At 61.4% G+C, this 25,977-nt stretch carries 24 protein-coding genes; 21 read left to right on the top strand and 3 right to left on the bottom strand.

From position 1 onward, the window contains the following. Window positions 1-326: DUF4372 domain-containing protein (locus tag HQL44_13730; GenBank protein ID MBF0269640.1), on the bottom strand; the 326-nt coding region annotated here is incomplete at its 3' end. A 583-nt stretch (window positions 327-909) separates the two neighbouring features. Between HQL44_13730 and HQL44_13725 the strand changes: the two genes are divergently transcribed. The 5 genes from HQL44_13725 to HQL44_13705 all read left to right on the top strand — a co-directional run bounded on the left by HQL44_13725 (window position 910) and on the right by HQL44_13705 (window position 6,451). Continuing rightward, a complete protein-coding gene (locus HQL44_13725; protein MBF0269639.1) occupies window positions 910-2,631 on the top strand; it encodes a 2-oxoacid:acceptor oxidoreductase subunit alpha in 1,722 nt (573 codons plus the stop codon). A gap of 18 nt (window positions 2,632-2,649) precedes the next feature. Continuing rightward, a complete protein-coding gene (locus HQL44_13720; GenBank protein ID MBF0269638.1) occupies window positions 2,650-3,990 on the top strand; it encodes a hypothetical protein in 1,341 nt (446 codons plus the stop codon). Window positions 3,991-4,115: 125 nt separating this feature from the next. Further along, on the top strand, window positions 4,116-5,102 hold the full coding sequence (locus HQL44_13715; protein MBF0269637.1) for a threonine-phosphate decarboxylase: 987 nt from the start codon (window positions 4,116-4,118) through the stop codon (window positions 5,100-5,102). A gap of 85 nt (window positions 5,103-5,187) precedes the next feature. Continuing rightward, complete coding sequence (locus HQL44_13710) at window positions 5,188-5,397, top strand: hypothetical protein (GenBank protein ID MBF0269636.1); 210 nt, start codon at window positions 5,188-5,190, stop codon at window positions 5,395-5,397. Window positions 5,398-5,458: 61 nt separating this feature from the next. Further along, complete coding sequence (locus HQL44_13705; protein MBF0269635.1) at window positions 5,459-6,451, top strand: oxidoreductase; 993 nt, start codon at window positions 5,459-5,461, stop codon at window positions 6,449-6,451. A 63-nt stretch (window positions 6,452-6,514) separates the two neighbouring features. Here the strand turns inward: HQL44_13705 and HQL44_13700 are convergent, their stop codons facing one another. Then, on the bottom strand, window positions 6,515-7,705 hold the full coding sequence (locus tag HQL44_13700; GenBank protein MBF0269634.1) for a class I SAM-dependent rRNA methyltransferase: 1,191 nt from the start codon (window positions 7,703-7,705) through the stop codon (window positions 6,515-6,517). 330 nt (window positions 7,706-8,035) lie between these two features. On the opposite strand from HQL44_13700, the gene ccoN reads away from it, so the two are divergent. The 12 genes from ccoN to HQL44_13640 all read left to right on the top strand — a co-directional run bounded on the left by ccoN (window position 8,036) and on the right by HQL44_13640 (window position 20,412). Further along, on the top strand, window positions 8,036-9,502 hold the full coding sequence (ccoN, locus tag HQL44_13695; protein ID MBF0269633.1) for a cytochrome-c oxidase, cbb3-type subunit I: 1,467 nt from the start codon (window positions 8,036-8,038) through the stop codon (window positions 9,500-9,502). Window positions 9,503-9,512: 10 nt separating this feature from the next. Next, window positions 9,513-10,235, top strand: coding sequence for a cytochrome-c oxidase, cbb3-type subunit II (gene ccoO, locus HQL44_13690; GenBank protein MBF0269632.1), 723 nt, complete (start codon window positions 9,513-9,515; stop codon window positions 10,233-10,235). Window positions 10,236-10,249: 14 nt separating this feature from the next. Beyond that, on the top strand, window positions 10,250-10,399 hold the full coding sequence (locus HQL44_13685) for a cbb3-type cytochrome c oxidase subunit 3 (GenBank protein ID MBF0269631.1): 150 nt from the start codon (window positions 10,250-10,252) through the stop codon (window positions 10,397-10,399). 14 nt (window positions 10,400-10,413) lie between these two features. Then, the gene (ccoP, locus tag HQL44_13680; protein MBF0269630.1) at window positions 10,414-11,280 is read left to right on the top strand and encodes a cytochrome-c oxidase, cbb3-type subunit III; all 867 of its coding nucleotides are present in this window, start codon (window positions 10,414-10,416) and stop codon (window positions 11,278-11,280) included. 314 nt (window positions 11,281-11,594) lie between these two features. Continuing rightward, complete coding sequence (ccoG, locus tag HQL44_13675; protein MBF0269629.1) at window positions 11,595-13,121, top strand: cytochrome c oxidase accessory protein CcoG; 1,527 nt, start codon at window positions 11,595-11,597, stop codon at window positions 13,119-13,121. Window positions 13,122-13,130: 9 nt separating this feature from the next. Next, complete coding sequence (locus HQL44_13670) at window positions 13,131-13,631, top strand: FixH family protein (GenBank protein MBF0269628.1); 501 nt, start codon at window positions 13,131-13,133, stop codon at window positions 13,629-13,631. A 9-nt stretch (window positions 13,632-13,640) separates the two neighbouring features. Next, window positions 13,641-15,974, top strand: coding sequence for a cadmium-translocating P-type ATPase (gene cadA, locus HQL44_13665; protein MBF0269627.1), 2,334 nt, complete (start codon window positions 13,641-13,643; stop codon window positions 15,972-15,974). Then, window positions 15,971-16,162, top strand: coding sequence for a cbb3-type cytochrome oxidase assembly protein CcoS (ccoS, locus tag HQL44_13660; protein MBF0269626.1), 192 nt, complete (start codon window positions 15,971-15,973; stop codon window positions 16,160-16,162). Before cadA ends, ccoS begins: the two co-directional genes overlap by 4 nt. Further along, the gene (locus tag HQL44_13655) at window positions 16,159-16,929 is read left to right on the top strand and encodes a helix-turn-helix domain-containing protein (protein MBF0269625.1); all 771 of its coding nucleotides are present in this window, start codon (window positions 16,159-16,161) and stop codon (window positions 16,927-16,929) included. Before ccoS ends, HQL44_13655 begins: the two co-directional genes overlap by 4 nt. Next, window positions 16,929-17,768 carry a pantoate--beta-alanine ligase gene (locus tag HQL44_13650; GenBank protein ID MBF0269624.1) on the top strand — a complete coding sequence of 280 codons (840 nt, stop codon included), beginning with the start codon at window positions 16,929-16,931 and terminating at the stop codon, window positions 17,766-17,768. The genes HQL44_13655 and HQL44_13650 overlap by 1 nt, the downstream gene beginning before the upstream one ends. Before the next feature lie 88 nt (window positions 17,769-17,856). Next, window positions 17,857-18,693: a universal stress protein gene (locus HQL44_13645; GenBank protein MBF0269623.1), complete on the top strand. Its 837-nt coding sequence runs from the start codon at window positions 17,857-17,859 to the stop codon at window positions 18,691-18,693. Window positions 18,694-18,993: 300 nt separating this feature from the next. Then, the gene (locus tag HQL44_13640) at window positions 18,994-20,412 is read left to right on the top strand and encodes a hypothetical protein (GenBank protein ID MBF0269622.1); all 1,419 of its coding nucleotides are present in this window, start codon (window positions 18,994-18,996) and stop codon (window positions 20,410-20,412) included. Between the two features lie 68 nt (window positions 20,413-20,480). Here the strand turns inward: HQL44_13640 and HQL44_13635 are convergent, their stop codons facing one another. Then, window positions 20,481-20,738 (bottom strand): hypothetical protein, encoded by a 258-nt coding sequence (locus tag HQL44_13635; protein MBF0269621.1) that lies wholly within the window; start codon window positions 20,736-20,738, stop codon window positions 20,481-20,483. 529 nt (window positions 20,739-21,267) lie between these two features. On the opposite strand from HQL44_13635, the gene HQL44_13630 reads away from it, so the two are divergent. The 4 genes from HQL44_13630 to tkt all read left to right on the top strand — a co-directional run bounded on the left by HQL44_13630 (window position 21,268) and on the right by tkt (window position 25,957). Next, a complete protein-coding gene (locus HQL44_13630) occupies window positions 21,268-21,894 on the top strand; it encodes a response regulator transcription factor (protein MBF0269620.1) in 627 nt (208 codons plus the stop codon). Window positions 21,895-22,036: 142 nt separating this feature from the next. Continuing rightward, window positions 22,037-23,008: a class II fructose-bisphosphatase gene (glpX, locus tag HQL44_13625; protein MBF0269619.1), complete on the top strand. Its 972-nt coding sequence runs from the start codon at window positions 22,037-22,039 to the stop codon at window positions 23,006-23,008. A gap of 5 nt (window positions 23,009-23,013) precedes the next feature. Then, window positions 23,014-23,955: a phosphoribulokinase gene (locus HQL44_13620; GenBank protein ID MBF0269618.1), complete on the top strand. Its 942-nt coding sequence runs from the start codon at window positions 23,014-23,016 to the stop codon at window positions 23,953-23,955. Window positions 23,956-23,968: 13 nt separating this feature from the next. After that, window positions 23,969-25,957, top strand: coding sequence for a transketolase (gene tkt, locus HQL44_13615; protein MBF0269617.1), 1,989 nt, complete (start codon window positions 23,969-23,971; stop codon window positions 25,955-25,957). Window positions 25,958-25,977: the final 20 nt, after the last annotated feature.

The raw sequence follows: 25,977 nt of genomic DNA, 5'->3' as shown, positions 1-25,977 counted from the left end.
CGAAGGGGCCGCCCTGGCCGCCGCAGGAACCTTATCGGAGTTGATCGTGCCCAAGGCTGCTCCTCGTTGACCCGGGCGAGCGACGTCCGAGTCACCGGTCGCGCTCCCAGGTGATAAAGCCGTGACGCCTGGACCCCGAGATTGGCAACGATATCGCGCAGACTGTGGCGTTTTGCCAAATGCCCAGTCGCCAGTGCCACGAACTGCGAATACCGCGTCATCCGCCGTAGCGGCGCCCCGGCGTGGTGGATCCCGGCAAGGGCGTCGAAATCATGTCGTGGAACCAATTTCAAGAATTGGCCGAAAACTGTGCTATGATGTCCCATGGCTTGGTTTCCCGTTTGGCGTCAATGGCTTGTGGTAAATCCATTGTACCATCAACCGGGGAATCAAGCCGCATTTACTTCGTTTCCTGTGGGACAGCAGTGACTCTGACCCCAATTTCTTTGACCCCAATTTCTTTGGCAGTGACTCTGACCCCAATTTCTCCATGGGAGCGGAACACTATCTCGCATCCACCACATCCAGAATATGTTCTTAGTCAAAGAATAACATCGTCAAGAGAGCGGCTTCTGGGCACGCAAGAAATCACCACAATGCGACTGTGCAATCCACAACCGCTTCTCCCATCTTGTAATTCGGTATCGGGTCACCAATTTAAGCCCTGCCCTTCCCACCGCGTACCTAGGAATGGAAGGGGAGGACCCAAAGCAGCCTTTGCCAAAGCAGGATATATTCGCTATCACCCTACTTTAAGTCCGGTTGATTTTGCACTGCAAAAGCGCTAGGACGGTGGTGGACGAAAACCCGCCCGCAAGGGTAGGGTCAACCCCGTCGCAACGGGGCGTTCGGAATTGAAACAGGGCCGGGATGGCGAATCCCGCCCAGCAAAAAAAGGCGGACTCGGACATGACATTGCAGTCGGTTTCTGTGGCACTCGTCGGCAGCGGCGGCGCCGGTGTGATGACGGCGGGCCAGATGCTGCTCGAAGCGGCGTCCAAGGCGGGTTACTACGGCATGATGACCCGCTCTTCGGGTCCTCAGATCCGTGGCGGCGAGGCGGCGGCCTATGTGCGCATCGGCTCGGTTCCCATTACCGGCCCATCGGACAGCTTTGACGTTCTGATCGCGGTCGATTGGCAGAATGTGAACCGTTTCGTGGCCGAGTTGCCGCTGACGGCGAAAAGCGTCGTTCTGACCGATCCCGAGCAGGGCGACATGCCCGAGGCCATCGCTAAAAGCGGCGCCGCCATCATCGAATTCCCCATGAAGACCATGGCCGAGGGAATCAAGGGCGGGCGCGCCAACATGCTGGCCCTGGGCGTCGTTGGTCATCTGTTCAATCTGCCGCTGGAAGCCATCGAGGCGGTGGTGGGCGAATCCTTGAAGCACAAGGGTGCTGACGCCATCAAGTCATCGAGCGATTGCATTCGCGCCGGCGCGGCCACGGCCGAGCCGATGACCATGCGCTATCCCCTGGAAGCCGCCAAGCCGGGCTTCGCGTCGCGCTGGAACGTCAGCGGCAACGAGGCGGCGGGCTATGGCGTGGTGCAGGGCGGGGCGCGTTTCTGCGCCGCCTATCCCATCACGCCGGGCACTGAAATTCTGGAATGGCTGGCCCCCAATCTGGCCAAGATCGGCGGCACCTTGGTGCAGGCCGAAGACGAGTTGGCCAGCATCAACATGATCATCGGCGCTTCCTTCGGCGGCGTGCCGTCGGTGACCGCCACCTCGGGTCCCGGCTTGGCGCTGATGACCGAATCCCTGGGCCTGGCGGTGGCCAGCGAAACGCCCATCGTGGTCGTCGACGTCATGCGCGGCGGTCCCTCGACCGGCATTCCCACCAAGAGCGAGCAGAGCGACTTGAACATCGCCTGCTACGGCCTGCACGGCGACGCGCCGCATGTGGTGACGGCGGCCAACGCCATCGACGACTGTCTGGTCACCGGCCAATGGTCGATGCATCTGGCCGAAAGCCTGCAAACGCCGGTCATCATGTTGTCGGACCAGATGCTGGGCCAGTCGCGCGCCGTGGTCGATCAGCCCAAGACGATGAACTTCAACACCAAGCGTCTGACGCCTTCGCCGCTGGATTTGGCCAAGGGCGGCTACAAGCGCTATGCCGACACGCCTTCGGGCGTTTCGCCGATGTCGGCGCCGGGCATGGCGGGCGGCGAATACACCGCCGACGGCCTTGAACATGCCGAAAGCGGCACGCCGTCCAGCGCCGACACCGACCATTCGAAGCAGTTGAACAAGCGCAAGCGCAAGCTCGAGAAATTCGATTTCGGCCACTTGTGGGCCGACATCGAAGGCGAAGGCAGCGTCGCCGTGGTCACCTGGGGATCGGCCACCGGCCCGGTCCGCGAAGCGGTGGCCCGCATGAACGCCAAGGGCAAGAAGGCTAGGCTGATCAGCCTGCGCCTGCTGCTGCCCGCCCAGCCCGAAAAGCTGGCCGAAGCGTTGAAGGGCGTTTCCAAGGTGCTGGTCGTCGAACAGACTCATGACGCCCAGTTCCACAAATTCCTGCGCGCGCATTACGATCTTCCGGGCACGGTGAAGGCATTCCACCGTCCGGGGCCGCTTCCGGTGCGCCCCAAGGAAATCGAAACCCTGCTCGACCAGCTTTAAGATTCGGGAACAACGATCATGAACATTCAAGCTCCTGTCGCACCCAAGGCGAACGACTACAAGTCTGATCTGAAGCCGGTCTGGTGTCCGGGCTGCGGCGATTATTCCGTCCTGTCGGCCATCACCAAGGCCTGCGCCGAACTGGCGCTGGTCAAGGAAAAGACGGCTTTCGTATCGGGCATCGGCTGCTCGTCGCGCATTCCGGCCTATACCAGCGTCTATGGCTTCCACAGCGTCCATGGACGCTCGCTGGCGGTGGCCACCGGCCTTAAGATGGCGCGTCCCGACCTGACCGTCATCGTGGCGGGCGGCGACGGCGACGGCTTCTCGATCGGCGGCAACCACTTCTTGCACGCCTGCCGCAGAAACGTGAACCTGACCTACATCGTCATGGACAACCGCGTCTATGGCATGACCAAGGGCCAGGCTTCGCCGACCACCGAGTCCGATTGGACCGAAAGCGACCTGACGCCGGAAGGTCCCGGCGTGTCGCCGATCATGCCCTTGCAGTTGGCCCTGACTTGCGGCGCCAACTTCATCGCGCGCGGCTTCTCGGGCGATCCCAACGGATTGTCCAAGATCATCTCGGAAGGCATCGCGCATCCGGGCTTCTCGTTCATCCAGGTGCTTAGCCCCTGCGTCACCTTCCGTCCGGAACAGCGCGACTGGAAGAGCATGATCCATGGCGGCTTCGAGCCGACCAGCGATCCGCGCGAAGCGGCCAAGCGCTTGCTCGACGACGACATGTTCACCTCGGGCATTCTGTATGCCGGCTCCAAGGCCTCGTTCTCGGTGCCGAGATCGATGCCCAAGCCCGCCACCGACCTGGCCAAGAGCTTCAAGAGGTTCACGGCGATGGACGATGTCGGCGAATTCCTGGCCCATGCCCTGGCCCTGGAAAACGAAGCGGCCGCGCGCTACGACGAACTGGCCGACAGCATGAAGACCCACAACAACAAGGAAGTGGCCGACCTGTTCGCGCAGATGGCCGACTTTTCCAGGAAGCATGCCGCCGAAGTGGCGGCCAGGGCCTCGAACGTGGCGGTGCCGCATTTGGCGCCCTGGGAATTCCGCTGGCCGGGCAACGAGCCGCCGGAAACCACCGATAACGAAGCGTCGCATTACCTGATGAAGCCTTATCACGTCATTCAGGTGGCGCTGCGCAACGAAACCCGCGGCCAGGAATTCTACGCCCAGGTGGCCGCGATGACCCGCAATGACGAAGTGCGCAAGCTGGCCGCCACCTTCGCGCTCGAAGAAGCCACGCATGTGGCCGAGCTGGAAAAGTGGTTCGCTCGCTTCCCCGCCCCCAAGCAAGATTGGGCCGAGGACAGCGATCCCGCCAACAGCATGGAATAACAGCCTTCCATTCCCCCGCCTTCAGGCCCACCCCCTTGGGGGTGGGCCTTTCTTTTTGAATTGAACAATTTCCGATCTGATTAATTGAAGTGGCATCCTGGATGAATTCGGTCTATGCCCAAGGCATGACCAGCACGCGCATTGCTCATGGCGGAAATCTAGAGGCGGCCGAGAAACGTTTTGGCCGACCCCAGACCGGCTGGCTGGATCTGTCCACCGGCATCAATCGCCGCCCCTATCCCTTGCCCAGCCTTGACGGAGCGATCTGGCGGCGCTTGCCCGGTTCTGATGCGGGGCTGCGCGCGGCGGCCGCCGAATGTTATGGCGTTGCCGATCCCAGATTGATCGTGCCCGCACCCGGCGCCCAAAGCCTGATCCAGCTTCTGCCCAGTTTGCGCCAAAACGCCAGAGTTGCGGTCCTGACCCCCACCTACGAGGAACATGCCGTTTCCTGGCGCGAGGCCGGGCATCATGTTTCGGAAATCGAGAATTTGGAGGCGGCGGCCCAGGCCGACGTCGTGGTCTTGGTCAATCCCAACAATCCCGACGGCAGGATCGTCGAACCCGCGCGCCTGATCGCCCTGTCCGAAGTGCTGGCCGCCAAGGGCGGCTTTCTGGTCGTCGATGAATCCTTCGCCGATGCCGATCCCACCAAAAGCCTGTCCAAGGAGATTGGGCGGCCGGGATTGGTCGTGCTGCGCTCGTTCGGAAAATTCTTTGGCCTAGCCGGGCTGCGTCTGGGTTTCGCGCTGTGCGAGGCGGGAACGGCGGCCACGCTCAAGCGCCGCTTGGGGTCGTGGGCCTTGAATGGACCGGCTCTGGTGATCGGAGAATCTGCCTTGTTGGACGACGCCTGGATCGGGGCCATGCGCCAAACGCTGAAGGCGGACGCGCTGCGGATGGACAGGCTGCTGAGCGGCCTGGGCATGCGGATCGTGGGCGGCACGTCGTTGTTTCGTTTGGCCGAAACGGACGGCGCCGACGAACTTTACGAGCGGTTGGGACGGCGCGGCATTTTGCTGCGCGTCTTTGCGAAATATCCGAAATGGCTTCGCTTCGGCCTGCCGGGGCCGGAAGCCGAATGGACGCGCCTGCAATCGGCGTTGGCTTGAACGCCTGTGATCGCCGTCACAGGCGAGTCAGCGGTTTTCGTAAGATAATTCCGCCCATCAACATTTGTCGGGAGCGAGGCGCGTCATGACGCGGCCCTATGAAATTGCCTTATACAATGCCGAGGTGCGCCGTCTGGTCTATGAGGGCGAGCATCACCGCCAATATCCCGATTCCTGGGCCGATACCCATTATATCGAGATCGAAGCCGAGAATGAGGCGAAGGCGGCCGACAAGATCAAACACAAATTCCCGCCCGACCGCGGTTTCGTGATCGAGCGGGTCGAAGCGCTGTGATGTTCCTTCTTCGTCTTGGCGTGGTATAAAGGCGAAAACCACCAGGACGAAGGAAACCGCCATGAGCTTCAAAGCCATTCTTCTGACCGAGGCCGAAGGCAAGGTCACTTCCCAACTGACCACGCTGGAAGACAGCCAGTTGCCCGAGGGCGACGTGACGGTCGGCATCGATTACACCACCATCAATTACAAGGATGGTTTGATCCTGAGCGGGCTGGGCCGGATGGTGGCGAAATATCCGCATATTCCCGGCATCGATTTTTCGGGCACCGTTCTGGAAAGCGCCTCGCCCAAATACAAGGCGGGCGACAAGGTGATTCTGACCGGTTGGCGGGTGGGCGAAAGCCATTGGGGCGGCATGTCGCAAAAAGCCCGCGTCAAGGCCGAATGGCTGGTGCCCATGCCAAGCGGATTGGATGCAAAGCGCGCCATGGCGCTGGGCACGGCGGGCTTTACCGCCATGTTGGCGGTGATGGCGCTGGAAGCACATGGGCTTAATCCCAAGAAGGACGGCGAAGTGCTGGTGACGGGAGCGGCGGGCGGCGTCGGCAGCGTCGCCGTCGCCGTGTTGGCCAATCTGGGCTACCGCGTTGCCGCTGCTACCGGGCGGCCAGAACAGCACGACTATCTGAAGTCGCTGGGGGCGACCAGCATCGTTGATCGCAAGGAATTGTCGGAAGCCGCCAAGAAACCGATGCTGTCGGAACGCTGGATCGGCGCCATCGACAATGTGGGCGGCGCCAGCCTGAGTACGGTTCTCGCCTCGCTCAAACATCGCTGCTCTTGCGCGTCGGTCGGCAATGCCAGCGGCATCGAATTGAACGCCACCGTCATTCCCTTCCTGTTGCGTGGCATCAATCTGCTGGGGATCGATTCGGGCGCCAGCCCATATCCCGAGCGCACCACCGCCTGGAATCGCTTGGCCAAGGAAATGCCGATGGACAAGCTGGATGGCATGACCAGCGTCGCCGGTCTGGCCGATCTGCCCAATCTGGCCAAGTCGATCCTGAAGGGCGAGATCAAGGGCCGCACGCTGATCGATGTGAATAGGTAGCTTTCAGCTATAATCCTTGCTGACTGCTGACTGCTGACTGCTGACTGCTGACTGCTGAAACCCTCAATCCAACTGGAAGAACAGCGCTTTCAGATAGGCAGACTCGGGCAGGTGGGGATGGACCGGATGGTCCGGCCCCGCGCCGCCTTGATGCAGGATGCGGCCTTGGCGTCGGCCCAGTCCCTGCACGCATTCCTTCAAGAACATGTCCGGCGTCATATGGTGCGAGCAGGAAGCCAGCACCAGGAAGCCGCCCGGTTCGACCAGGGCCTGGGCCAGCTTGGCCAGCTTGCGATAGCCTTTGGCGCCTTGGGCCAGATCCTTCTTCGATTTGACGAAGGCAGGCGGATCGGCAATCACGAGGCCGAATTTTTCACCCTTGCTTGCGGCCTTTTCCAGATAATCGAAGGCTTCCGTCTTTTCGAACGCCATCTTGCCGCCGACGCCGTTCTTGTCGCCCGCCAGACGGGCCAGGGAAAGCGCCTGTTCCGACCGGTCGGCGCACAGAACCGACTCGGCGCCGTTCAAGGCGGCCAGCACGCCGAATCCCCCGGCATAGCAGTAAAGGTCAAGGACGCGCCGCCCCTTGGCCAGCCTAGCCGCCAGGGCGCGATTGGGGCGCTGGTCGTAGAACCATCCGGTTTTCTGCCCAGCATTGGGATCGGCGAAGAAGGCAGCGCCGTTTTCCGAAAGCTCGAATGGACCATCCAACTGGCCTTTCAAGACTTCAAATCCCGACTCCAAGCCTTCCAGGCGGCGGATCGGGCTGCTGGCGTCCCAGATGACGACGCGCGGGGACAGCAGGGATTCGAGCGCCTCCAGCAAGAAGGGGCGCAAGGTCTCCGCACCCGCGCTATTGGCCTGGATGGTCACGATATCGTCGAATCGGTCGATGATCAGGCCCGGCAAAAGGTCGGCTTCGGCATGGATCAGGCGGTAGCAGGGCCGGTCGAACAGCGAGTCGCGAAGCTTAAGCGCCTGTTCGATAAGGCTTTTAATGAAAGGCCCATCGATGGGCTGGCCTGGATCGCGCGTCAGAAGGCGGGCCGCAATCAGGCTGTGGGGGTTGAAATAGGCCGAACCCAGGGCTTCGTCCCCCGCATCGATAAGCCGGACCAGCGAGCCAGGGGCCAAGCCCTTGGCCTGCTCGCTCATCTCCACCTCGTTGGAGAATATCCAGGGATGCCCGGCTCTTAGGCGGCTGCTGCGGCCCTTTTGCAGGCGGATCATGGGGAGGGTGTCTGGCTTTGTCATGGGCGGACTGTCGCTTTTCCGGCCCGGTTAGGCAAGAAATTGCAGCAGAGCAACGTGACGGAAATCTCATAAAAAGTGGGTCGGTTTGATCCAGATCAATGGCCGGGGCGAATTCGCGGGGCATAGTCCCGCAGCCTGAGTGTGGTTAACGGGTAGGTATATCCGTTGTCGCGCTAGGCATTGGGCCGAAGGGGATTAGGCCTCCAAGCTGGGGAATTATCTCGCCGGACCAAGAATCTGGGCCACATGAATACATAAGGCCTGGATCGAATCGAGTGGCGGCCTTCGGGCCGTCGGGGGAGTTTTTTTCGGTCGAAACAGGAGTTCGGCATGACCCAAGCGACCTATATGGACGCGACCCCATACCAGGACGACCTCGTCAAGAAGTTCGTGCTTGCCGCGACTTTTTGGGGGATCGTCGGTTTCCTGGTTGGCGTCGTGATCGCATCGCAGCTGGCTTTTCCGGCGTTGAACCTTGGCCTCGAGTGGACCTCGTTCGGACGTCTGCGTCCCGTCCACACATCGGCGGTCATTTTTGCTTTCGGCGGCAACGTTTTGTTCGCCACCACCTTCTTCGTGGTCCAGCGGACCTGCAAGGTGGGGCTGTACGGCGGCGCCGCTCTCGGCAGCTTCGTTTTCTACGCCTTCCAGGCGCTGATCGTGGTTGCGGCCTTGACCTACGTTCTGGGCTTCACCCAGGGCAAGGAATATGCTGAACCCGAATGGTTCGGCGACCTGTTCCTGACGGTCATCTGGGTCGTCTATCTGATCGTGTTCGTGGGTACGCTGTACAAGCGCAAGGAACCCCACATCTACGTGGCCAACTGGTTCTTCCTGGCCATGATCATCACGATCGCCCTTCTGCACCTTGGCAACAACCTTGCCATCCCGACCGGCTTTTTTGGCGGTTCGTGGCTGAAGAGCTACAACATCTACGCCGGCGTTCAGGACGCCATGACGCAGTGGTGGTACGGCCACAATGCGGTGGGCTTCTTCCTGACGGCAGGCTTCCTCGGCATCATGTACTACTTCGTGCCGAAGCGGGCCGAGCGTCCGGTTTACTCCTACCGTCTGTCGATCGTGCACTTCTGGGCCCTGATCTTCCTCTACATCTGGGCCGGTCCGCACCATCTGCACTACACGGCTCTGCCCGATTGGACGCAGACGCTGGGCATGACCTTCTCGGTGATGCTGTGGATGCCCTCGTGGGGCGGCATGATCAACGGTCTGATGACGCTGTCGGGTTCTTGGGAAAAGCTGCGCACCGATCCGGTGATCCGCTTCCTGGTGGCCTCGATCGGCTTCTACGGCATGAGCACCTTCGAAGGTCCCGCCATGTCGATCAAGGCCGTGAACTCGCTGTCGCACTACACCGACTGGACCGTCGGCCACGTGCATTCGGGCGCCTTGGGTTGGGTGGCTTTCGTTTCCTTCGGCGCGCTGTACTATCTGGTGCCCGTGCTTTGGAAGCGTGAACGCCTCTACTCGATGCGTTTGGTCAGCTACCACTTCTGGATCGCCACCATCGGTATCGTGCTCTACATCACCGCGATGTGGATCTCGGGCATCATGCAAGGCTTGATGTGGCGTTCGTACGATGACCTTGGCTTCCTGCAGTACTCGTTCATCGAGACGGTGGCGGCCATGCATCCGTACTACGTGATCCGTGCGGCGGGCGGGCTTTTGTTCCTGGCCGGTGGCCTGATCATGGCCTACAACTTCATCCAGACCATCGCTGGCAACCTGCGTGACGAAGAGCCCTACGAGGCCCCCGTCGCTGCAGCGGCCCGCGGTTAAGGGGGTGGCAATGTTTAGCCATAAAATCTTCGAAACCAACGCCCTCGTCCTGATCGTCGGCATCGTCGTTTCCGTGGCGATCGGCGGTCTGGTGGAGATCATTCCGCTGTTCACCATTGAGAACACGATCGAGAAGGTGGAAGGGGTTCGCCCCTACTCGCCCCTCGAACTGGCTGGCCGCAGCATCTACGTCCGTGAAGGATGCTACAACTGCCACAGCCAGATGATCCGTCCTTTCCGTGACGAGGTGGAGCGCTACGGCCACTACAGCCTTGCGGCTGAAAGCCAGTACGACCATCCCTTCCAGTGGGCGTCCAAGCGCACGGGTCCAGATTTGGCTCGTGTGGGCGGAAAATACTCGAACGACTGGCACGTCAAGCACATGGTCAACCCGCGCAGCGTCGTCTCGCAGTCGATCATGCCGACTTACGCCCATATGCAGCGTCCTCTCGCCGGCATTAACTATATTGCCGGTGAAATGAAGACCCTGCGCCTTGTGGGAACGCCATACACCGACGAGCAGATCGCCAACGCGGTCGCCGATCTCGAGGCTCAGGCCAAGGGTGGCGATGCGGCCAAGGCGGTTGAAGCCCGCTATCCGAAGGCCAAGATCGGCGACTTCGACGGCAAGCCTGAAGTCATCAGCGAGATGGACGCTTTGATCGCCTATCTCCAGATGCTGGGCACGCTGGTCGACTTCAAGTCGGTCAAGCCCGAGCTGGTGAACCGGTAAAGGGGAATCGGGGCGTGTCCGCGACAGAACTATATCAGTGGGCGCGCCCCTTATGGACGGTTTGGATTTTCGTAGTCTTCATCGGGATTGTTGCGTGGGCTTTCTGGCCGAAAAACAAGGCTAAGTTGGAAGAGCACGCAAACATCCCCTTGAAGGACGATTGAACGAGGAGCGGTCGATGGCTAACGTCGAAAAGGATCTCATCTCCGGTCAAAATACGACCGGTCATGAGTGGGATGGCATCAAGGAGCTTGATACTCCGCTGCCGAAATGGTGGGTTTACATTTTCTGGGCCACGATTGTGTGGTCGATCGGATACTATGTCGTGTATCCCTCGATCCCCTTCCTGGGCAGCTACACGAAGGGCATGTTCCAGTACAGCTCGCGCAACGAGCTGACCAAGGATCTGGCGGCCCAAGCTGCGCAGCGTGGCGCTTGGCTCAAGGACTTCCAGGGTAAGGAAGCCGCGGATATCGCCAAGGACGAGAAACTGCTGCGCTATGCAATGGCGGGCGGCAAGGCGGCCTTCAACGAAAACTGCGCTCCGTGCCACGGCGTCGGCGGTGCTGGTTCGCTGGGTTTCGCCAACCTGACCGACGACGAATGGATCTGGGGCGGCAAGCTCGAGCAGATCCAGCAGACCATCACCCACGGCATCCGTTCGGATGACGCCGATGGCCGCATGCAGGAAATGACCAAGTTCGGCGTCGACGGCGTTTTGAAGCCCGCCGAAATCGAACAGGTTGCCGATTACATCGTCGGCCTGAGCACGGGCAAGGCGGATGCCGCTGCCCCCGGCGCTCAGCTCTTTGCCGACAACTGCGTGGCCTGCCATGGCGAAGGCGGCGTGGGCAATCAGGACATGGGCGCTCCGGCGCTCAACAACGCCATTTTCACCCAGGTCAAGGGTGACAAGGCGTCCATCGTCGCCCAGGTGACCAATCCCAAGCACGGCGTCATGCCTGCCTGGGGCGCTCGTCTGCCTGCCGAGACGATCAAGATGCTGGCCATCTACGTCCATTCGTTGGGCGGCGGTCAGAAGTAAGACTGGTGTGGGGGCCGTTGGCCCGCACGCTCGAAATCGGAGCCGCCGCCTCGTCAAGGGGCGGCGGTTTTCGTTTTTTGGATCAGGCTGCAGGCTTTGTAACTTAAGTCACTTTCCTGGCGGCCCGCCCGTGCTACGAAACAACTGGATTGTCAGTTGCGGCGTGGCTAATATGCAGACCTCTAGGCTTCGGTTTGACAGCCTCGCCGCCATACGGCTTTTCGCTAGCCGCCAGGCGGCATACGCCAGCCGCCGCAAGGCATTCAGCAGGTCGGCCGCCAATCCAGGTGGCATGATGAATTGGCATGGCGGCCATGAGAATTCGCGCCTTCTGGCGCGTCATCCGGCGCATCACTCTGGCGCCAATTCGTGATCAGAACGGGACAGGATCAATGTCGACGACGAAACCTTCCACGGCCAAGGTCAAGGGCAAGCAGAGCAAGCTGTATTCGGACTACGAAAAGCCCTATCCGCGCAATGTGCAAGGCGTGTACCGAAAGTACAAGTGGCTGACATTGATCGTCCTTTTGGCGATATATTATTTGTCGCCCTTCCTGCGTTGGGACCGGGGGCCGGGAGCGCCCGATCAGGCGATCCTGATCGACATGCCTGCTAGGCGCGCCTACTTCTTCTTCATCGAAATCTGGCCGCAGGAAATCTATTACCTGACCGGCCTTTTGATCATCGCCGCCATCGTCTTGTTTGCGGCGACCTCGCTGTTTGGCCGCGTCTGGTGCGGCTTCGCCTGTTTCCAAACCGTCTGGACCGACCTGTTCATCTGGGTGGAGTCCTTGGTTGAAGGCGACCGCACGCACCGCATCCAGTTGGACAAGGGGCCGTGGAACGGGCGCAAGTTCGGGCTGAAGCTGTTCAAGCATTTCCTGTTTCTGGTCATCAGCCTGCTGACCGGCGGCGCTTGGATTTTGTATTTCAACGACGCGACCACAGTTGTCTTCGAGATTTTCGAGGGAACGGCCGGCAGCGGCACCTATTTGTTCCTGTTCCTGTTCACCGCCACCACTTACATCATGGCGGGCTGGGCACGCGAGCAGGCCTGCATTTACATGTGCCCCTACGCCCGCTTCCAGGGCGCCATGCTCGATGACGAATCGCTGATCATCACCTACGAAAGCTGGCGCGGCGAACCCAGGGCCCACACCAAGCCCGGTCAGACGAATTTTGATGGCCGCGGCCATTGCGTGGATTGCAAGGCCTGCGTCCAGGCCTGCCCGACCGGCATCGACATTCGCGAAGGCTCGCAGTTGGCCTGCATCAATTGCGGCCTGTGCGCCGATGCCTGCAACGAGGTGATGGACCGTTTCAAGCTGCCGCGCGGCCTGATCGCCTATGATTCGATCGCCAATCAAAAGCACCGGGCCAAGGGCGAGAAGCCGCAGGTTCATCTGCTGCGTCCGCGCACGATGATTTACATCGCCGTGCTGGTGATCGTTTCCGCGATCATGGTCTTCTCGCTGGGAACCCGCGACCGGCTGAAACTGAACGTGATCCACGAACGCGCGCCCTTGTATTCGCGCATGTCGGACGGCGGCATCCGCAACGGCTATACGCTGAAGATTTTGAACATGGTCCGCGTGCCGCGCGAGATCACCTTCATCGTGGAAGGCGTCAAGGTGTCCAAGACCTCGATCATCGGCCACGAGAACGAGGGCGACAATCCGATCCTGCCCGTCAAGCCCGATCAGGTGGGCGATTACCGCGTCTTCCTGTCCGTGGCCCGCGAAGACGCGCCTAAGGGATCGGTGCCGATCACCATTACCATTCACGACAGGCTGACCGGCGAAACGGCCAAGGCGTCCGACGTCTTCGCAGCGCCCGAGTAAAGGAAATCCATGTCCAAGGAACGTAAATCGGGTTGGTGGTATCCCTATATCTTCGTGGCCGGCTTCATGGTCGTGGTCGCGGTGAACGGCGTCCTCATCTATTCGGCGGTCAGCACCTTTTCGGGTCTGGAAACCGAAAACCATTACGAGAAGGGCAATACTTACAACCGCGATATCGCCCTGGCCCGTCAACAAGAAGCCCTGGGCTGGCAGGTCGCGGCCAAGGTCGAAACCATCGACCGCCAGGTGGCGGGCAACCAGCGCCGGGTTTCCATCGAGGCCAGCTTCAAGGACCGCGACGGCAAGGCCATCGACGGCTTGGCGGTGCGCGCCCTTCTGATCCGCCCCACGGTGGCGGGCCACGATGTCAGCGTTCCCATGTCCCAGAAGGGCGACGGGCGCTATGTCACCGAGACGGAACTGGCCTTTCACGGCCTTTGGGACCTGCGCGTGGTTGCCATCGGCGAGAAAGACAGCTATCAACTGGCCGAACGCATTCAAATTCCGTAACGGAGTAGCATGGCCAGCTGCCGCCACTGCGGCCAGGACTTGATCCCCGGCAAGGAAATCGGCGGCCAGTATTGCTGCGCGGGCTGCCGGGCCGCGCATGAGTTGGTCGAAGGACTGGGGCTGGACCAATATTACCAGCGCCGTCTGCTGGACCCCAGCGTCCGCCCCCTGGTTCCCGAGGACGACGCCGGATCGGCGGTCGATTTTTCGCTTCACGCCAAAGCCCTGCCCAATGGCGAATATGCGCTTTATCTGATGGTCGAGGGGCTGCATTGCGCGGCCTGCGTCTGGCTGATCGAAAATGTGCTGGCCCGCCAGCAAGGCGTAACCCATGCGCGCCTCAATATGACGACCAGGCGCTTGGAACTGCGTTGGAAGGAAGGCGGGACCGATCCCAACTTGCTGGTGCGCAGCGTGCTGCAATTGGGTTACCGGCTGGTGCCCTATGATCCCAAGCGCATCGGCGACGCCGTTTCCGCCCATGAGAAGGACTTGTTGAAATGCATGGCGGTCGCGGGCTTCGCCGCCGGAAACGTCATGCTGTTATCGGTTTCGGTCTGGGCGGGCCATGCCCAGGACATGGGATGGGCGACGCGCACCTTCATGCACTGGATCTCGGCGCTGATCGTGTTGCCCGCCGTGGCATATGCCGGTCGCCCCTTCTTCAAATCAGCCATCGAAGCGCTATCGAACAAGCGCACCAACATGGATGTGCCCATTTCGCTGGGCGTTCTTCTGGCCGTGGGCATGAGCCTGTGGGAAACCGCCAGGGCGGGCGAACACGCCTATTTCGACGCCGCCATTTCGCTGCTGTTCTTTCTGCTGATCGGCCGCTATCTGGATAGCCGGGCCAGGGGGCGCGCCAGATCGGCGGCCTCGCATCTGATCGCCCTGTCGGCCCGCGCCGTGACCGTGCTGATGCCAGACGGCAGCAGAAAGCTGTTGCCGCCCGAGCAGGTGACGGCGGGCAGCGTCGTCTTGGTGGCGCCCGGCGAGCGGATCGGCATCGACGGCAAGGTGCGAGATGGCGTTTCAGATCTGGACGCCAGCCTGATCAGCGGCGAGACCCTGCCCGTGCAGGCTAAGTCAGGCACGCAGGTTTTCGCGGGCATGATGAATTTGACCGGCGCCCTTAGCCTGGACGTGACGGCCACCGGCGAAGCCACCTTGTTGGCCGAAATCGTGCGTCTGATGGAAAGCGCCGAGCAAGGGCGCGCCCGTTACGCCGCTATCGCCGACCGGGTGGCGCGCTGGTACGCGCCGGTCGTGCATGTGGCGGCGCTAAGCACTTTTCTGGGCTGGACGCTGATGATGGGCATGGCTTGGCAGCCCGCCCTGATGATTGCCGTTTCGGTGTTGATCATCACCTGTCCCTGCGCCCTGGCCCTGGCCGTGCCGGTGGTGCAGGTGGTGGCCTCTGGCCGATTGATGCGCCAGGGCATTTTGCTGAAAAGCGCCACGGCGCTGGAACGTCTGGCCCAGGTGGACCATGTGCTGTTCGACAAGACCGGCACCCTGACCCTGGGCAAACCGGAACTGATGCCGGGCGACTGGACGGACAAGGACCTGGACGAGGCGGCGGCCCTGGCGGCCTCCAGCCGCCACCCTCTGGCCCGCGCCCTGGCCCGCCTGCGCCCTGGCGTCATGCCTTTGAAGGACGTGGTGGAACTGGCCGGGTTGGGTCTGGAAAGCGACGGCGTTCGGCTGGGGCGGCGCGCCTGGTGCCAGGTTTCCGACGAATTGGACGGCGGCGATGGGCCTGAATTGTGGCTGGCAAGGCCTGGCCGCGCGGCTGTGCGCTTCGCCTTCGAGGATGCCGCCAGGCCCGACGCCAAGGAAGCGATCGACGCTTTGAAAAACAGGCGGTTGGCGCTTGACTTGGTTTCGGGCGACCGGACGGCGGCCGTGGAATCCCTGGCTCGGAAATTGGGCCTGGCCAGCTGGCGGGCCTTGTGCCTGCCCGCCGACAAGGTGGCGCGGCTGGAAGAACTGAAGCAAAACGGCCACAAGCCCTTGATGGTGGGCGATGGGCTGAACGATGCCCCGGCCCTGTCGGCTGCTTATGTGTCGATGTCGCCCTCGACGGCGGTCGATGTCAGCCAGACGGCGGCGGACGTCATCTTCCAGGGCGAGCGGTTGATGCCGGTGGTCGAGACCCTGCGGGTGGCCGCCAAGGCGAATCTTCTGGTCAAGCAGAATTTCGGGCTTGCGCTCCTGTATAATCTGGTTACCGTCCCCTTGGCGATGGCGGGTCATGTCACACCGCTGATTGCGGCGATCGCCATGTCGTCGTCGTCGGTGATCGTGATCGTGAACGCGCTTCGTCTTGGGAGACGCGGGTGACGAATCTTCTTCTGCTCATACCGGTGGCGCTGCTTTTGGGCCTGTTCGGCCTAATCGCCTTCCTGTGGGCGCTGAAGTCGGGACAATTCGACGATCTGGATGGCGCTGCGCATCGCATCTTGTTCGACGACGACCCGCCGCCGCCCGCAGCCAAGCCGGATATCAAGAAGGACCTGCCTTCCACATGACCGCTTCTTTCGATGTCCGCGATTTTCGCGATCCTGCCGATACCGACGGCATCAAGCCCAGCGATTATCCGACGCAACTGTGCCGCATCTGCGACATCAACCGCGAAACGTCGCTCTGCTCGCGCCTGTCCAAGGATGAATTCACGCGCGTGCTGTCGATGCGCGACCAGTTCCAGTTTCCGCCCCTGCACACGATTTTCCGCGAAGGCGACAAGGCCCAACACATCTACGCCCTGACCTCGGGATCGGTGAAACTGTACAAGCTGCTGTCCGATGGCAGGCGCCAGATCGTGGGCTTTTTGTTTCCCGGCGACGTGTTCGGCCTGACCAACGACGAAGGCTATCCCTATACGTCGGAAACGCTCAATCAGGCCAGCACCTGCCGCTTCCCGCAGAAAGTTCTGGGCCAGTCCAGGGACATGGCGCCGATGCTGGAACGGCGCCTGTTCGATCTGGCCGTGCGCGAACTGATGCGCGCCCATGAACAGATGCTGTGGCTGGGCCGCAAGACGGCGCTTGAGAGGCTGGCCTCCTTCCTGGCGTCGCTGGCCAAGCGGGCGGTCGAACGCGGCCAGCCCGAAAGCCCGATCGCGCTGCCGATGAGCCGTTCCGACATCGCCGATTTCCTGGGCCTGACCATCGAAACGGTCAGCCGCACCTTTACGCACTTGAAAAAACTGAACGTCATCGTCATCCCCGACAATTCGCACGTCGTCTTGAACAATCCATCCTTGCTGACCAAGCTGGCCGAGGGCGGGGGCGATTGATGAGGGCCGTGCGCCAGCCAGCCGAGTTGCGGGCCATCATTGCAGATTGGCAAAGACAAGGGCTGAAGGTCGGCTTCGTTCCCACCATGGGGGCGCTGCACGAGGGCCATTTGTCGCTGGTGGACATGGCCAAGGCCGAAGCTGACAAGGTGGTGGTGTCGATCTTCGTCAATCCCACCCAGTTCGGACCCAACGAGGATTTCACGCGCTATCCCCGCCAGGAGGCGGCCGATCAGGCGCTGCTGGAACAAGCGGGCGGCGATCTGGTTTATCTGCCCGATGTGGCTGCCATGTATCCCCAGGGATTTTCCACCAGCATCACGGTGGCTCATGTTTCGGAAGGCCTGTGCGGGGCTTGCCGTCCCGGCCATTTTTCCGGGGTCGCCACCGTGGTCGCCAAGCTGCTGCTGCAAGGTCTGCCCGATCTGGCGGTGTTCGGCGAAAAGGATTACCAGCAGCTTCAGGTCATCCGCCGCCTAGTGCTTGATCTGGATATTCCGGTGCGCATCCTTGGCGCGCCGACGCTGCGCGAAGCCGACGGCTTGGCCAAATCTTCGCGCAATGCCTATTTGACGCCCGAGGAAAGGGCGATTGCGCCTCGCTTGTTTCAGGTTTTGTCCGAGGCGGCGGCCAGCCTGCGGGCCGGATTGCCAGCCGGGCAGGCCACATCCCAAGCCAGCCAGTCGCTGCTGCGGGCGGGTTTCGCCAAAGTCGATTACATCGAAGTGCGCGACGCCCAGTCGCTGGAGCCGGTCGAGCATCCCACGGCCCCGGCCCGCATCCTGGCGGCGGCCTGGCTGGGTCGCACGCGCCTGATCGACAATCTGCCGGTTTGCTGATTTCCCTATCGGGGGTGGTGCCAAACTGGGCGAAATGCGCTAAGGTTTGCCGAATTCAATCGCCCCTTTCCGGATTGCGAGGAGTGCCATGCCCTACAAGGATATTCTGGTGCATGTCGATAGTTCCAAGAATTGCCCGTCTCGGATCGAGTTGGCGGTTTCAGTGGCGCGGACGCAGAACGCCCATCTGATCGGCCTGTTCATCGCCACGGCGCCCGACGTGCCGGAATTTGTCCAGTCGCTCATGGGCCAGCAGGTGCAAGATCTTCAAGCCCGCTTCCAGAAGGAAGCGCAGGAGCAGGCGCGCAAGATGTGGGACGAGGCTACCGGGCAATCGGGCTTGTCGCTGGAATGGCGCGCCGTCGAGGGCGATCCGGTCGAGCAATTGTCGATGCATGGGCGTTACGCCGATCTGGTGGTGGTGGGGCAGCGCGACAATTCTATCGGCGGCGACGGCGGATCGGTCGACATTGCCGATGAATTGGTGTTCGAACTGGGCCGTCCGGTGATGGTGGTGCCTTATATCGGAAACTTCAAGAAGCTGGGCGAGCGCGTCATGGTGGCCTGGAACGCTTCGCGCGAAAGTACGCGCGCCGTCGGCGACACCATTCCCTTGCTGCGCGACGCCAAGCAGGTCGTGGTGCTGGCGATCAATCCCCATGGCGGGCAGAGCGGGCACGGCGCCGTTCCCGGCGCCGACATCTCGCAGCATCTGGCCCGCCACAATGTCAAGGCAGAGGCCCAGCATGTGTTCGCCGAGGACATTGATGTCGGCAATATGCTGCTCTCCAGGGCCGCCGACGAGAATATCGACCTGATCGTCATGGGGTGCTATGGCCGCTCGCGATTGCGCGAAATGGTGCTGGGCGGCGCAACCCGCCATATCATGCGCCACATGACCGTTCCCGTGATCATGTCGCACTGATCGTTCCGGTCCATTTACTAGTTTGCATTAATCGTGACCGATTAATGCAAGCCTCAAGCGCCGGGCGCGTTCCTCCGGAACGCTTGGCTCCCGCGCCTTTAGGCGCGCGCGGGCCTTGCCCGCGACCGGCATGAGTCTGGCTTTCTGCATGCTGGTCGTTCGGCGCAAATAATCATCGTTCCTTGATTTGATTCGACTGCCGGTTGGTTGCCCTGGCGGGGGCTTCGGCGCATTCTTGCGCACGCTATCGAAGAAACGATAGTTGAACGATCAAACAATAATCTGCCTTGCGGGGATATCATGACGAAAGCGGAATCCGAATTGTCGGATGTCGAGCAACTGATTCTGAATGCGGCCAGATCGGGCGAGTTCCTGCGCTTTCCTCTGGATGACAAACCCAAGCTGGAGGCCGCGTTTCTGGCGCGGTTGATCGGCGGGGCTTACGGCGCCCTACATCCCAGGGGCATCCATGTCGAGGGGATCGAGCTGGATGGCGCGCTTGACCTGGAAAATCGCGACGTCGCCATCTGGCTCTATTTCGTGAACTGCGATTTTCCCAAGGGGCTGCTGCTGCGCGACGCCAAGCTGGCGGGCCTGTTCATGCCGGGATGCAAGGTGGAAAAGGGCATCCGCGCCGACCGCATGAAGGTGAGCGGCGCCGTGCTGCTGACGGCGGGTTTTTCCTGCCGGGGCGGGTTGATCCTGCCTGCCGCCGAAATCGGCGGCGTTCTGTCATGCATCGGCGGCCAGTTCGAAAGCGAGAAGGGACCAGCCATCGACGGCAGCGGCCTTAAGGTGCGAGACAGCCTGTATCTGCGCGCCAATTTCAAGGCCAAGGGCGAGGTGCGCCTGCTCGACGCCGAGATCGGCGGCATCCTGTCATGCATCGGCGGTCATTTCCTGAATGCGACGGGCAGGGCCATCTATGCCGACGGCGTCAAAGTGGCGGGCGGCGTCTTTTTCAAGGATGGGTTCCAAGCCGAGGGCGACATCAGCCTAGCTTCCGCCGATCTGGGAAAAATCTTCTCGATGCGCGACGGCGGTTTCAGCGGCAAGCTGGATTTGCGCGACAGTCAGGTCAAGGTGTTCGACGACAGCGAAAACAGCTGGCCCGCCCCGGGCAAATTGCTGATCGACGGATTTCGCTACGAACGCTTCTCGGCCAGTGCGCCCCTGGGATTTGCGTCGCGCAAGCGCTGGCTTGAACGCCAGGACACCGACATCTTCACGCCGCAGCCCTATGAACAATTGGCCCGAGTCCTGAAGTCGTCGGGCCAAAGGCGCGATTCGCGCCTGACCTTGATGGAGAAGGAACGCGAATTCAGGCGCAAGGGCAAGTTGCGCACCTTTCGCTGGCTGTGGAACCATGTGCTGGAAGCCACCATCGGCTTTGGCTATACGCCCTGGCGCGCCGCCATCTGGCTGGCCTGTTTCTGGCTGCTGGGATCGGTGATGTTCGGCTGGGCGCAAGGCGTTGGCGCCGTGGCCGATTCCGGGCTTGCCCTGACCGGCGCGCAGCCCTTCGTGCCAGCGATCTATTCCCTGGACGCCTTGCTGCCACTGGTGGATTTGAAGCAGGAAATCTACTGGCTGCCCCAACCCAACGCCCCGATGGGTTGGCTGTTCCTGGCCTATCTGTGGCTGCATATTCTGGCCGGTTGGTTTCTGCTATCCATCGGCCTGTTCGCCCTGTCGGGCGTGGTGAAGCGCGACTACTGACAAAAGAAGAGGCCGACTCCTTGATCAGGAGTCGGCCTTCAATCCGGAGAGAGTCTGCTCTCGACGCCTTATTGGGCGGCCATGTACTTGTCGATCGTCTTGATGTCGTCCGACTTGATGGTCATGCCATCGGGACCGCCGCCGATTTTGGTGTACTGCTTGGCGGGTTCGCCGGATTTCTTAAATTCGGCCAGCGACTTCGAGCCTTCCTCGAACACCCAGAGGCGCCCGTCCTTCACTTCGGTGTAGAAGCCGGGCTTGCTGTAGCCGGAGGCGCAGGCGGCCAAGGTCAGCGCAACCAGCGGAGCCAGGGCCAGGGTCTTGATCAGGGTCTTCATAGGTCATCCCTCATAGGCGATTGTGGGGTCAAAACGCCGTGAGGATGGCCCGCCAACTGTTACAGTTCGGCTATCGGTTCCGTTACAGGAAAATGAAAACGGCCACCCTTCCGCCCGGGAGAGGTGGCCGTCGATCTGTGCCCTGTGGCTTAGGCTTATTTGCGCATCTTGCGGGTGAGCAGGAAGCCCAATAGCCCAACCGACACAACGATAATGCTAACGAAAACAACCAGCGCCAATTGAGCCGTCGGATCGATATTCATACACCCCTCCCATAGGAAACATACAGCGATCCGGCATTTTATCACCGCAATCGGGGTGGAGTCTTGATCTAGATCATAGAAGTGGGGGCTAAAAAAATGGTGGTATCTTCCTACCCCTTTGATTGGTTTAGGGGTTCTTGCGGGGCAGTGGGGGCCCTGGATCACTTCTAAAGGGTGGGGCTTGCGCCACACTTGGATTCAGGTATTCTTCAGTTGTTCCTTATATTCGCCGCCGAAGGGGAGTGCACGGCGCCATGAATACAGTCAAGCCGCCGATCGATATCGTGATCGCCGAGAAGAATCCTTTGCTGCAGCAAAGTTTGGTCCGTTTATTCGAGAATGACGACCGTTTCCGTCTGGTCGCGGTGTGCGCCGATGGCGAACGTTTCGTCGAAGCGGTTGGCCGCTTGAATTTCGATACCGGCATCATCGGCTGGGAAATGCCCTTCCTGGACGGGAAGGGGGTGCTGGCCGCCCTTAAGGGCAGGGAAACGGCGCCCCGCATCATCGTCTACACCGGCTCGCCGAATCCCGACATTCCAAGGCAGGCCATGGCGCTGGGAGCGGCTGGATTCTGCTCGAAGAAAGACCAGCCCGCCGTGCTGATCGACACGATCCTTCAAGTGGCTTCGGGACGCATGGTTTTTCCCTTCATGGACGTCGCCAAGCTGGTCACCGATCCTTTTGCGGGCTTGACGCCCAGGGAACGCGAATTGCTGGCTGCCCTGGCGGGTGGTTTGACCAATGCGCAGATCGCGGGACAGTTTGACATTTCGCTCAACACGGTGAAATTCCATCTGAAAAATCTGTTCGACAAGCTGGGGGTGAGCAACCGCGCCCAGGCCGTCGCCAGATATTTGAAGGAACGGGAAAATTCGTAGCCCGCCCGAAAGGGTTGAGCCTTGCCCCTCAAAGAATTTTTCGCTACGACCCGGGTGGGTGTTGGCAAAATGTGACCTACCCGTGATGCTGACGATTAGAGTAGAAGTTCCGTAATCAAATGGAACCCGGGAGGAACCAGGCATGCAAAAACCGCCCGAACCTTGCAGCAGTGAATTGTTCGTCTACGCGCTTCGTCAGGCCACCGAAGCGGCGGCTCGCGCCGCCTATCATTGGATCGGGCGCGGCGACAAGGGACATGGCGATTTTGCCGCCATCCACGCCATGCGCGAACGCCTTGATCAACTGCCCTTCGACGGGCGCGTGCTGATCGGCGAGGGCGGCCCCGACGAGTTTCCCGAACTTTATACCGGTGAGAAGCTGGGCGATCCGGCCAATCCCCTGAAGTTGGACATCGCCGCCGACCCCATCGAGGGAACCAGCTATCTGGCCAAGGGCATGACCAATGCCATGGCCTGCATCGCCATGACGCCAAGGGGCGCTTTGTTCGATCCCGGTCCCGCCTTCTACATGGAAAAATTCGCAGGTCCCGCCGCCGTCAAGGGCAAGATCGACCCCGCCATGCCGGTTGCGGAAAAATTGACCGTGGTGGCCAGGGAAACCGGCAAGCAAGTCGACGACCTGACGATCTATGTCCAGGAAAAGCCCCGGCACCGCGATCTGGTCGAGGCCATTCACAAGGCCGGAGCCAGGGTGGCCCTGTATCCGGCGGGCGATGTGGCGGGCGCCATTCTGGCGGCCATTCAAGGTTCTGAAATCGACGCGCTGATGGGCACCGGCGGCGTTCCCGAAGGCATGATCTCGGCTTGCGCCATCAAGGCGCTGGGCGGCGAATTCATGGCCAGAATCGATCCGCAGTTGGCCACCGAACGTCAGGCCGTGCTGGCGGCGGGTTTCAGCCTGGAACGCTGGTTCGCGCTGGACGATCTGGTGAAAAGCGATCTGGTGTATTTTTCGGCCACCGGCATCACCACCGGCCTGATGCTGGAAGGCGTCGAGCGGACCAAGGATCTTGAAAAAACACAGACCATGCTGGTGGCGGGTCCTGGCGGCACGCGCCAGATTCTCACCACTTGGCACAAGCGGGAAGGATAAGCGTCATGCCGGTCAGCCGCCTCGTACAACGTCCGATCATTCTTGGCATCGTGGGCGATTCCGCTTCGGGAAAGACCACGCTGTCCCAGGGCATCGCCGCCATTCTGGGACCCGATCGCGTCGCCACCATCTGCACTGACGACTATCACCGTCTCGAACGCGCCGAGCGCGCCAAGAAAGGCGTATCGGCTCTGGACCCTTCGGCGAATTACGTCGACATTCTCGAGCAGCACATTCGCCTGCTGCGCGACAATCAGCCGATCTTGAAGCCGGTCTACAATCACGACGGCGGCAAGTTGGAAAAGCCGGAATATATCGAACCCAAGCCCTACATCATCCTTGAGGGGCTGCTGGGCTACACCACGCGGGCCATGCGCGACGGCTATGACGTAAAGATCTTCCTCGAACCCGAGGAAGCCCTGCGCATGAAATGGAAGATCCAGCGCGATACCGTCAAGCGCGGCTACACGATCGAAGACGTTCTGATGTCGTTGGAAAAGCGCAAGAGCGACAGCCAGCAATTCATCTCACCGCAACGCACCTTCGCCGACATGGTGGTCAGCTTCTATCCGCCGGAAAGCAACGCCGAGGAGACGGGGTCGAAGCTGAACGCCCGCCTGACGCTGCGTCCCACTTTGCCGCATCCAGATCTGTCGCCGGTGGTCGATATGGGCACCAAGAACGGGGTGCGCCTGGAACTGGCCCGCGACATCGACGGCAAGCCGGTCGATGTGCTGGAGATCGCGGGCGACATCGAAGAACGCCGCTTCAAGGCGCTGGAAGAATTGTTGTGGAGCCTGATCCCCGAAGCCAGCCACATGCGCGGCAATCTGGGCCAGTTCATCGACGCCACCGACATTGCAAGGCAAAGTCATCCGCTGGCCCTGGTCCAGTTGCTGGTCGCCTATCATCTCGTCAAGGCCGCCATGGGCCATTACGCCATCTAAGGAGCATTTAAGTATGTCCGGTACCGTTCAGCACAAGGAGCTTGCCAACGCCATCCGCTTTCTGGCCGCCGATGGCGTCGAGAAGGCCAAGTCGGGGCATCCCGGCATGCCGATGGGCATGGCCGACGTCGCAACGGTGCTGTTCACCCGCTTCTTGAAATATGACGCCGCCGATCCCGCTTGGCCCGACCGCGACCGTTTCGTGCTGTCGGCTGGTCATGGCTCGATGCTGGTCTATGCCCTGCTGCACTTGACTGGCACGCCCGGCGTGACCCTGGACGAGATCAAGAACTTCCGCCAGCTTCATTCCAAGACGGCGGGCCATCCGGAATACGGCCATTGCCCAGGCGTTGAAACCACCACCGGTCCCTTGGGCCAGGGCCTGGCCAATGCGGTGGGCATGGCGATGGCCGAACGCATGATGGCGGCCCGCTTCGGCAAGGACATCGTCGATCACCGCACCTATGTGATTGCGGGCGACGGCTGCCTGATGGAAGGCATCAGCCAGGAAGTGATATCAATCGCCGGTCACCTGAAACTCTCCAAGCTGACCTTGCTGTGGGACGACAACCATATCTGCATCGATGGCGATACGGCGCTTACCACTTCCGACGATCAACTGGCGCGTTTCGCAGCTTCGGGCTGGGCGACGTGCCGCGTCGACGGCCACGATCCCGAAGCCATCGCCAAGGCGCTGGCGGCGTCGCAACATTCCGACCGGCCAACCCTGATCGCCTGCAAGACAGTGATCGGTTTCGGGGCACCCACCAAGGCGGGCACCGAGAAAACGCACGGCGCCCCATTGGGCGGCGACGAAATCGCGGGCATGCGTGAAAAGCTGGGCTGGCCGCACGCCCCCTTCGAGATTCCCGCCGACATCGGGGAAAGCTGGAAGGCGGCCGGGCGCAAGGGCGGTGAGGCGCGCGTCAATTGGGCCAAGCGCCACGCGGCGATGGAAGCATCCAAGAAGGCCGAGTTCGACCGCATGCTGAAGGGCGTTCTGCCTAAGGCGGTGGGCGAGGCCATCGCCGCCTTCAAGGCCAAGGCGATTGCCGACAAGCCCAAGGTGGCGACCCGCAAGGCCAGCCAGGACGTGCTGGAGGTGCTGACCGTGGCGGCGCCGGAAATGATCGGCGGCTCAGCGGACCTGACGCATTCCAACCTAACCCATACCAAGGTGACGGCGCCGATCACGCCCGCCGATTTCTCTGGCCGCTACATCCACTATGGCATTCGCGAATTCGGCATGGCGGCCATCATGAACGGCATCGCGCTGCATGGCGGCTTCATCCCCTATGGCGGCACTTTCCTGGTGTTTTCGGATTACATGCGCAACGGCATGCGCATGTCGGCCCTGATGGGCCTGCGCGTCATCTATGTGCTGACCCATGATTCGATCGGTTTGGGCGAGGACGGACCCACGCATCAGCCCATCGAACATGTGGCCAGTCTGCGCGCCATTCCCAATCTGCTGGTCTTCCGCCCCGCCGACGTGGTGGAAACCGCCGAATGCTGGCAGATCGCCGTCGAGAACGCTTCCGGCCCCTCGGTTCTGGCCCTGTCGCGCCAGAATCTGCCCACGCTGCGCCAGGACGCCAGCGAGAACAAGTCGGCCAAGGGGGCTTACGTGCTGGCCGAGGCCGAGGGCGGCAAACGGCAGGTGACTATCATTTCCACCGGCTCCGAGGTTGAAATCGCCATGAAGGCGCGCGATCTATTGGCCGCGGACGGCGTGCGGGCCGGCGTGGTCTCGATGCCGTCCTGGGAATTGTTCGACCGCCAACCCAAGGCCTATAAGGACGAGGTGCTGGGGGCGGCGGGTAGCCGCGTCGCCGTCGAGGCCCTGTCGACCTTCGGATGGGAACGCTATGTCGGAACCTCGGACGCCATTGTGGGCATGACCGGCTTTGGGGCCTCGGCCCCGGCCGACAAGCTGTACCAGCATTTCGGCATCACCGCCGAAGCGGTGGCCGCCAAGGCCAAACTGTTTGCCTGTAAATAAAAAAACACGCACCGGACCAG

It is taken from the genome of Alphaproteobacteria bacterium, assembly GCA_015231795.1.
In the GTDB taxonomy this organism is placed as follows: Bacteria; Pseudomonadota; Alphaproteobacteria; order Rhodospirillales; family WMHbin7; genus WMHbin7.
Note: the sequence above shows the minus strand (reverse complement) of the source record. Positions and strands in the feature narration are given on the sequence as shown.

What these genes read in the sequence shown, in the direction of transcription:
- HQL44_13630 (MBF0269620.1), top strand. Translation starts at nt 21,268, where the DNA reads ATGAATACAGTCAAGCCGCCGATCGATATCGTGATCGCCGAGAAGAAT.
- HQL44_13655 (MBF0269625.1), top strand. Translation starts at nt 16,159, where the DNA reads ATGACCGCTTCTTTCGATGTCCGCGATTTTCGCGATCCTGCCGATACC.
- ccoP (MBF0269630.1), top strand. Translation starts at nt 10,414, where the DNA reads ATGGCTAACGTCGAAAAGGATCTCATCTCCGGTCAAAATACGACCGGT.
- HQL44_13670 (MBF0269628.1), top strand. Translation starts at nt 13,131, where the DNA reads ATGTCCAAGGAACGTAAATCGGGTTGGTGGTATCCCTATATCTTCGTG.
- HQL44_13720 (MBF0269638.1), top strand. Translation starts at nt 2,650, where the DNA reads ATGAACATTCAAGCTCCTGTCGCACCCAAGGCGAACGACTACAAGTCT.
- HQL44_13640 (MBF0269622.1), top strand. Translation starts at nt 18,994, where the DNA reads ATGACGAAAGCGGAATCCGAATTGTCGGATGTCGAGCAACTGATTCTG.
- HQL44_13705 (MBF0269635.1), top strand. Translation starts at nt 5,459, where the DNA reads ATGAGCTTCAAAGCCATTCTTCTGACCGAGGCCGAAGGCAAGGTCACT.
- HQL44_13715 (MBF0269637.1), top strand. Translation starts at nt 4,116, where the DNA reads ATGACCAGCACGCGCATTGCTCATGGCGGAAATCTAGAGGCGGCCGAG.
- HQL44_13710 (MBF0269636.1), top strand. Translation starts at nt 5,188, where the DNA reads ATGACGCGGCCCTATGAAATTGCCTTATACAATGCCGAGGTGCGCCGT.
- tkt (MBF0269617.1), top strand. Translation starts at nt 23,969, where the DNA reads ATGTCCGGTACCGTTCAGCACAAGGAGCTTGCCAACGCCATCCGCTTT.
- ccoO (MBF0269632.1), top strand. Translation starts at nt 9,513, where the DNA reads ATGTTTAGCCATAAAATCTTCGAAACCAACGCCCTCGTCCTGATCGTC.
- HQL44_13725 (MBF0269639.1), top strand. Translation starts at nt 910, where the DNA reads ATGACATTGCAGTCGGTTTCTGTGGCACTCGTCGGCAGCGGCGGCGCC.
- HQL44_13645 (MBF0269623.1), top strand. Translation starts at nt 17,857, where the DNA reads ATGCCCTACAAGGATATTCTGGTGCATGTCGATAGTTCCAAGAATTGC.
- cadA (MBF0269627.1), top strand. Translation starts at nt 13,641, where the DNA reads ATGGCCAGCTGCCGCCACTGCGGCCAGGACTTGATCCCCGGCAAGGAA.
- HQL44_13700 (MBF0269634.1), bottom strand. Translation starts at nt 7,705, where the DNA reads ATGACAAAGCCAGACACCCTCCCCATGATCCGCCTGCAAAAGGGCCGC.
- ccoG (MBF0269629.1), top strand. Translation starts at nt 11,595, where the DNA reads ATGAGAATTCGCGCCTTCTGGCGCGTCATCCGGCGCATCACTCTGGCG.
- glpX (MBF0269619.1), top strand. Translation starts at nt 22,037, where the DNA reads ATGCAAAAACCGCCCGAACCTTGCAGCAGTGAATTGTTCGTCTACGCG.
- ccoN (MBF0269633.1), top strand. Translation starts at nt 8,036, where the DNA reads ATGACCCAAGCGACCTATATGGACGCGACCCCATACCAGGACGACCTC.
- HQL44_13620 (MBF0269618.1), top strand. Translation starts at nt 23,014, where the DNA reads ATGCCGGTCAGCCGCCTCGTACAACGTCCGATCATTCTTGGCATCGTG.
- HQL44_13650 (MBF0269624.1), top strand. Translation starts at nt 16,929, where the DNA reads ATGAGGGCCGTGCGCCAGCCAGCCGAGTTGCGGGCCATCATTGCAGAT.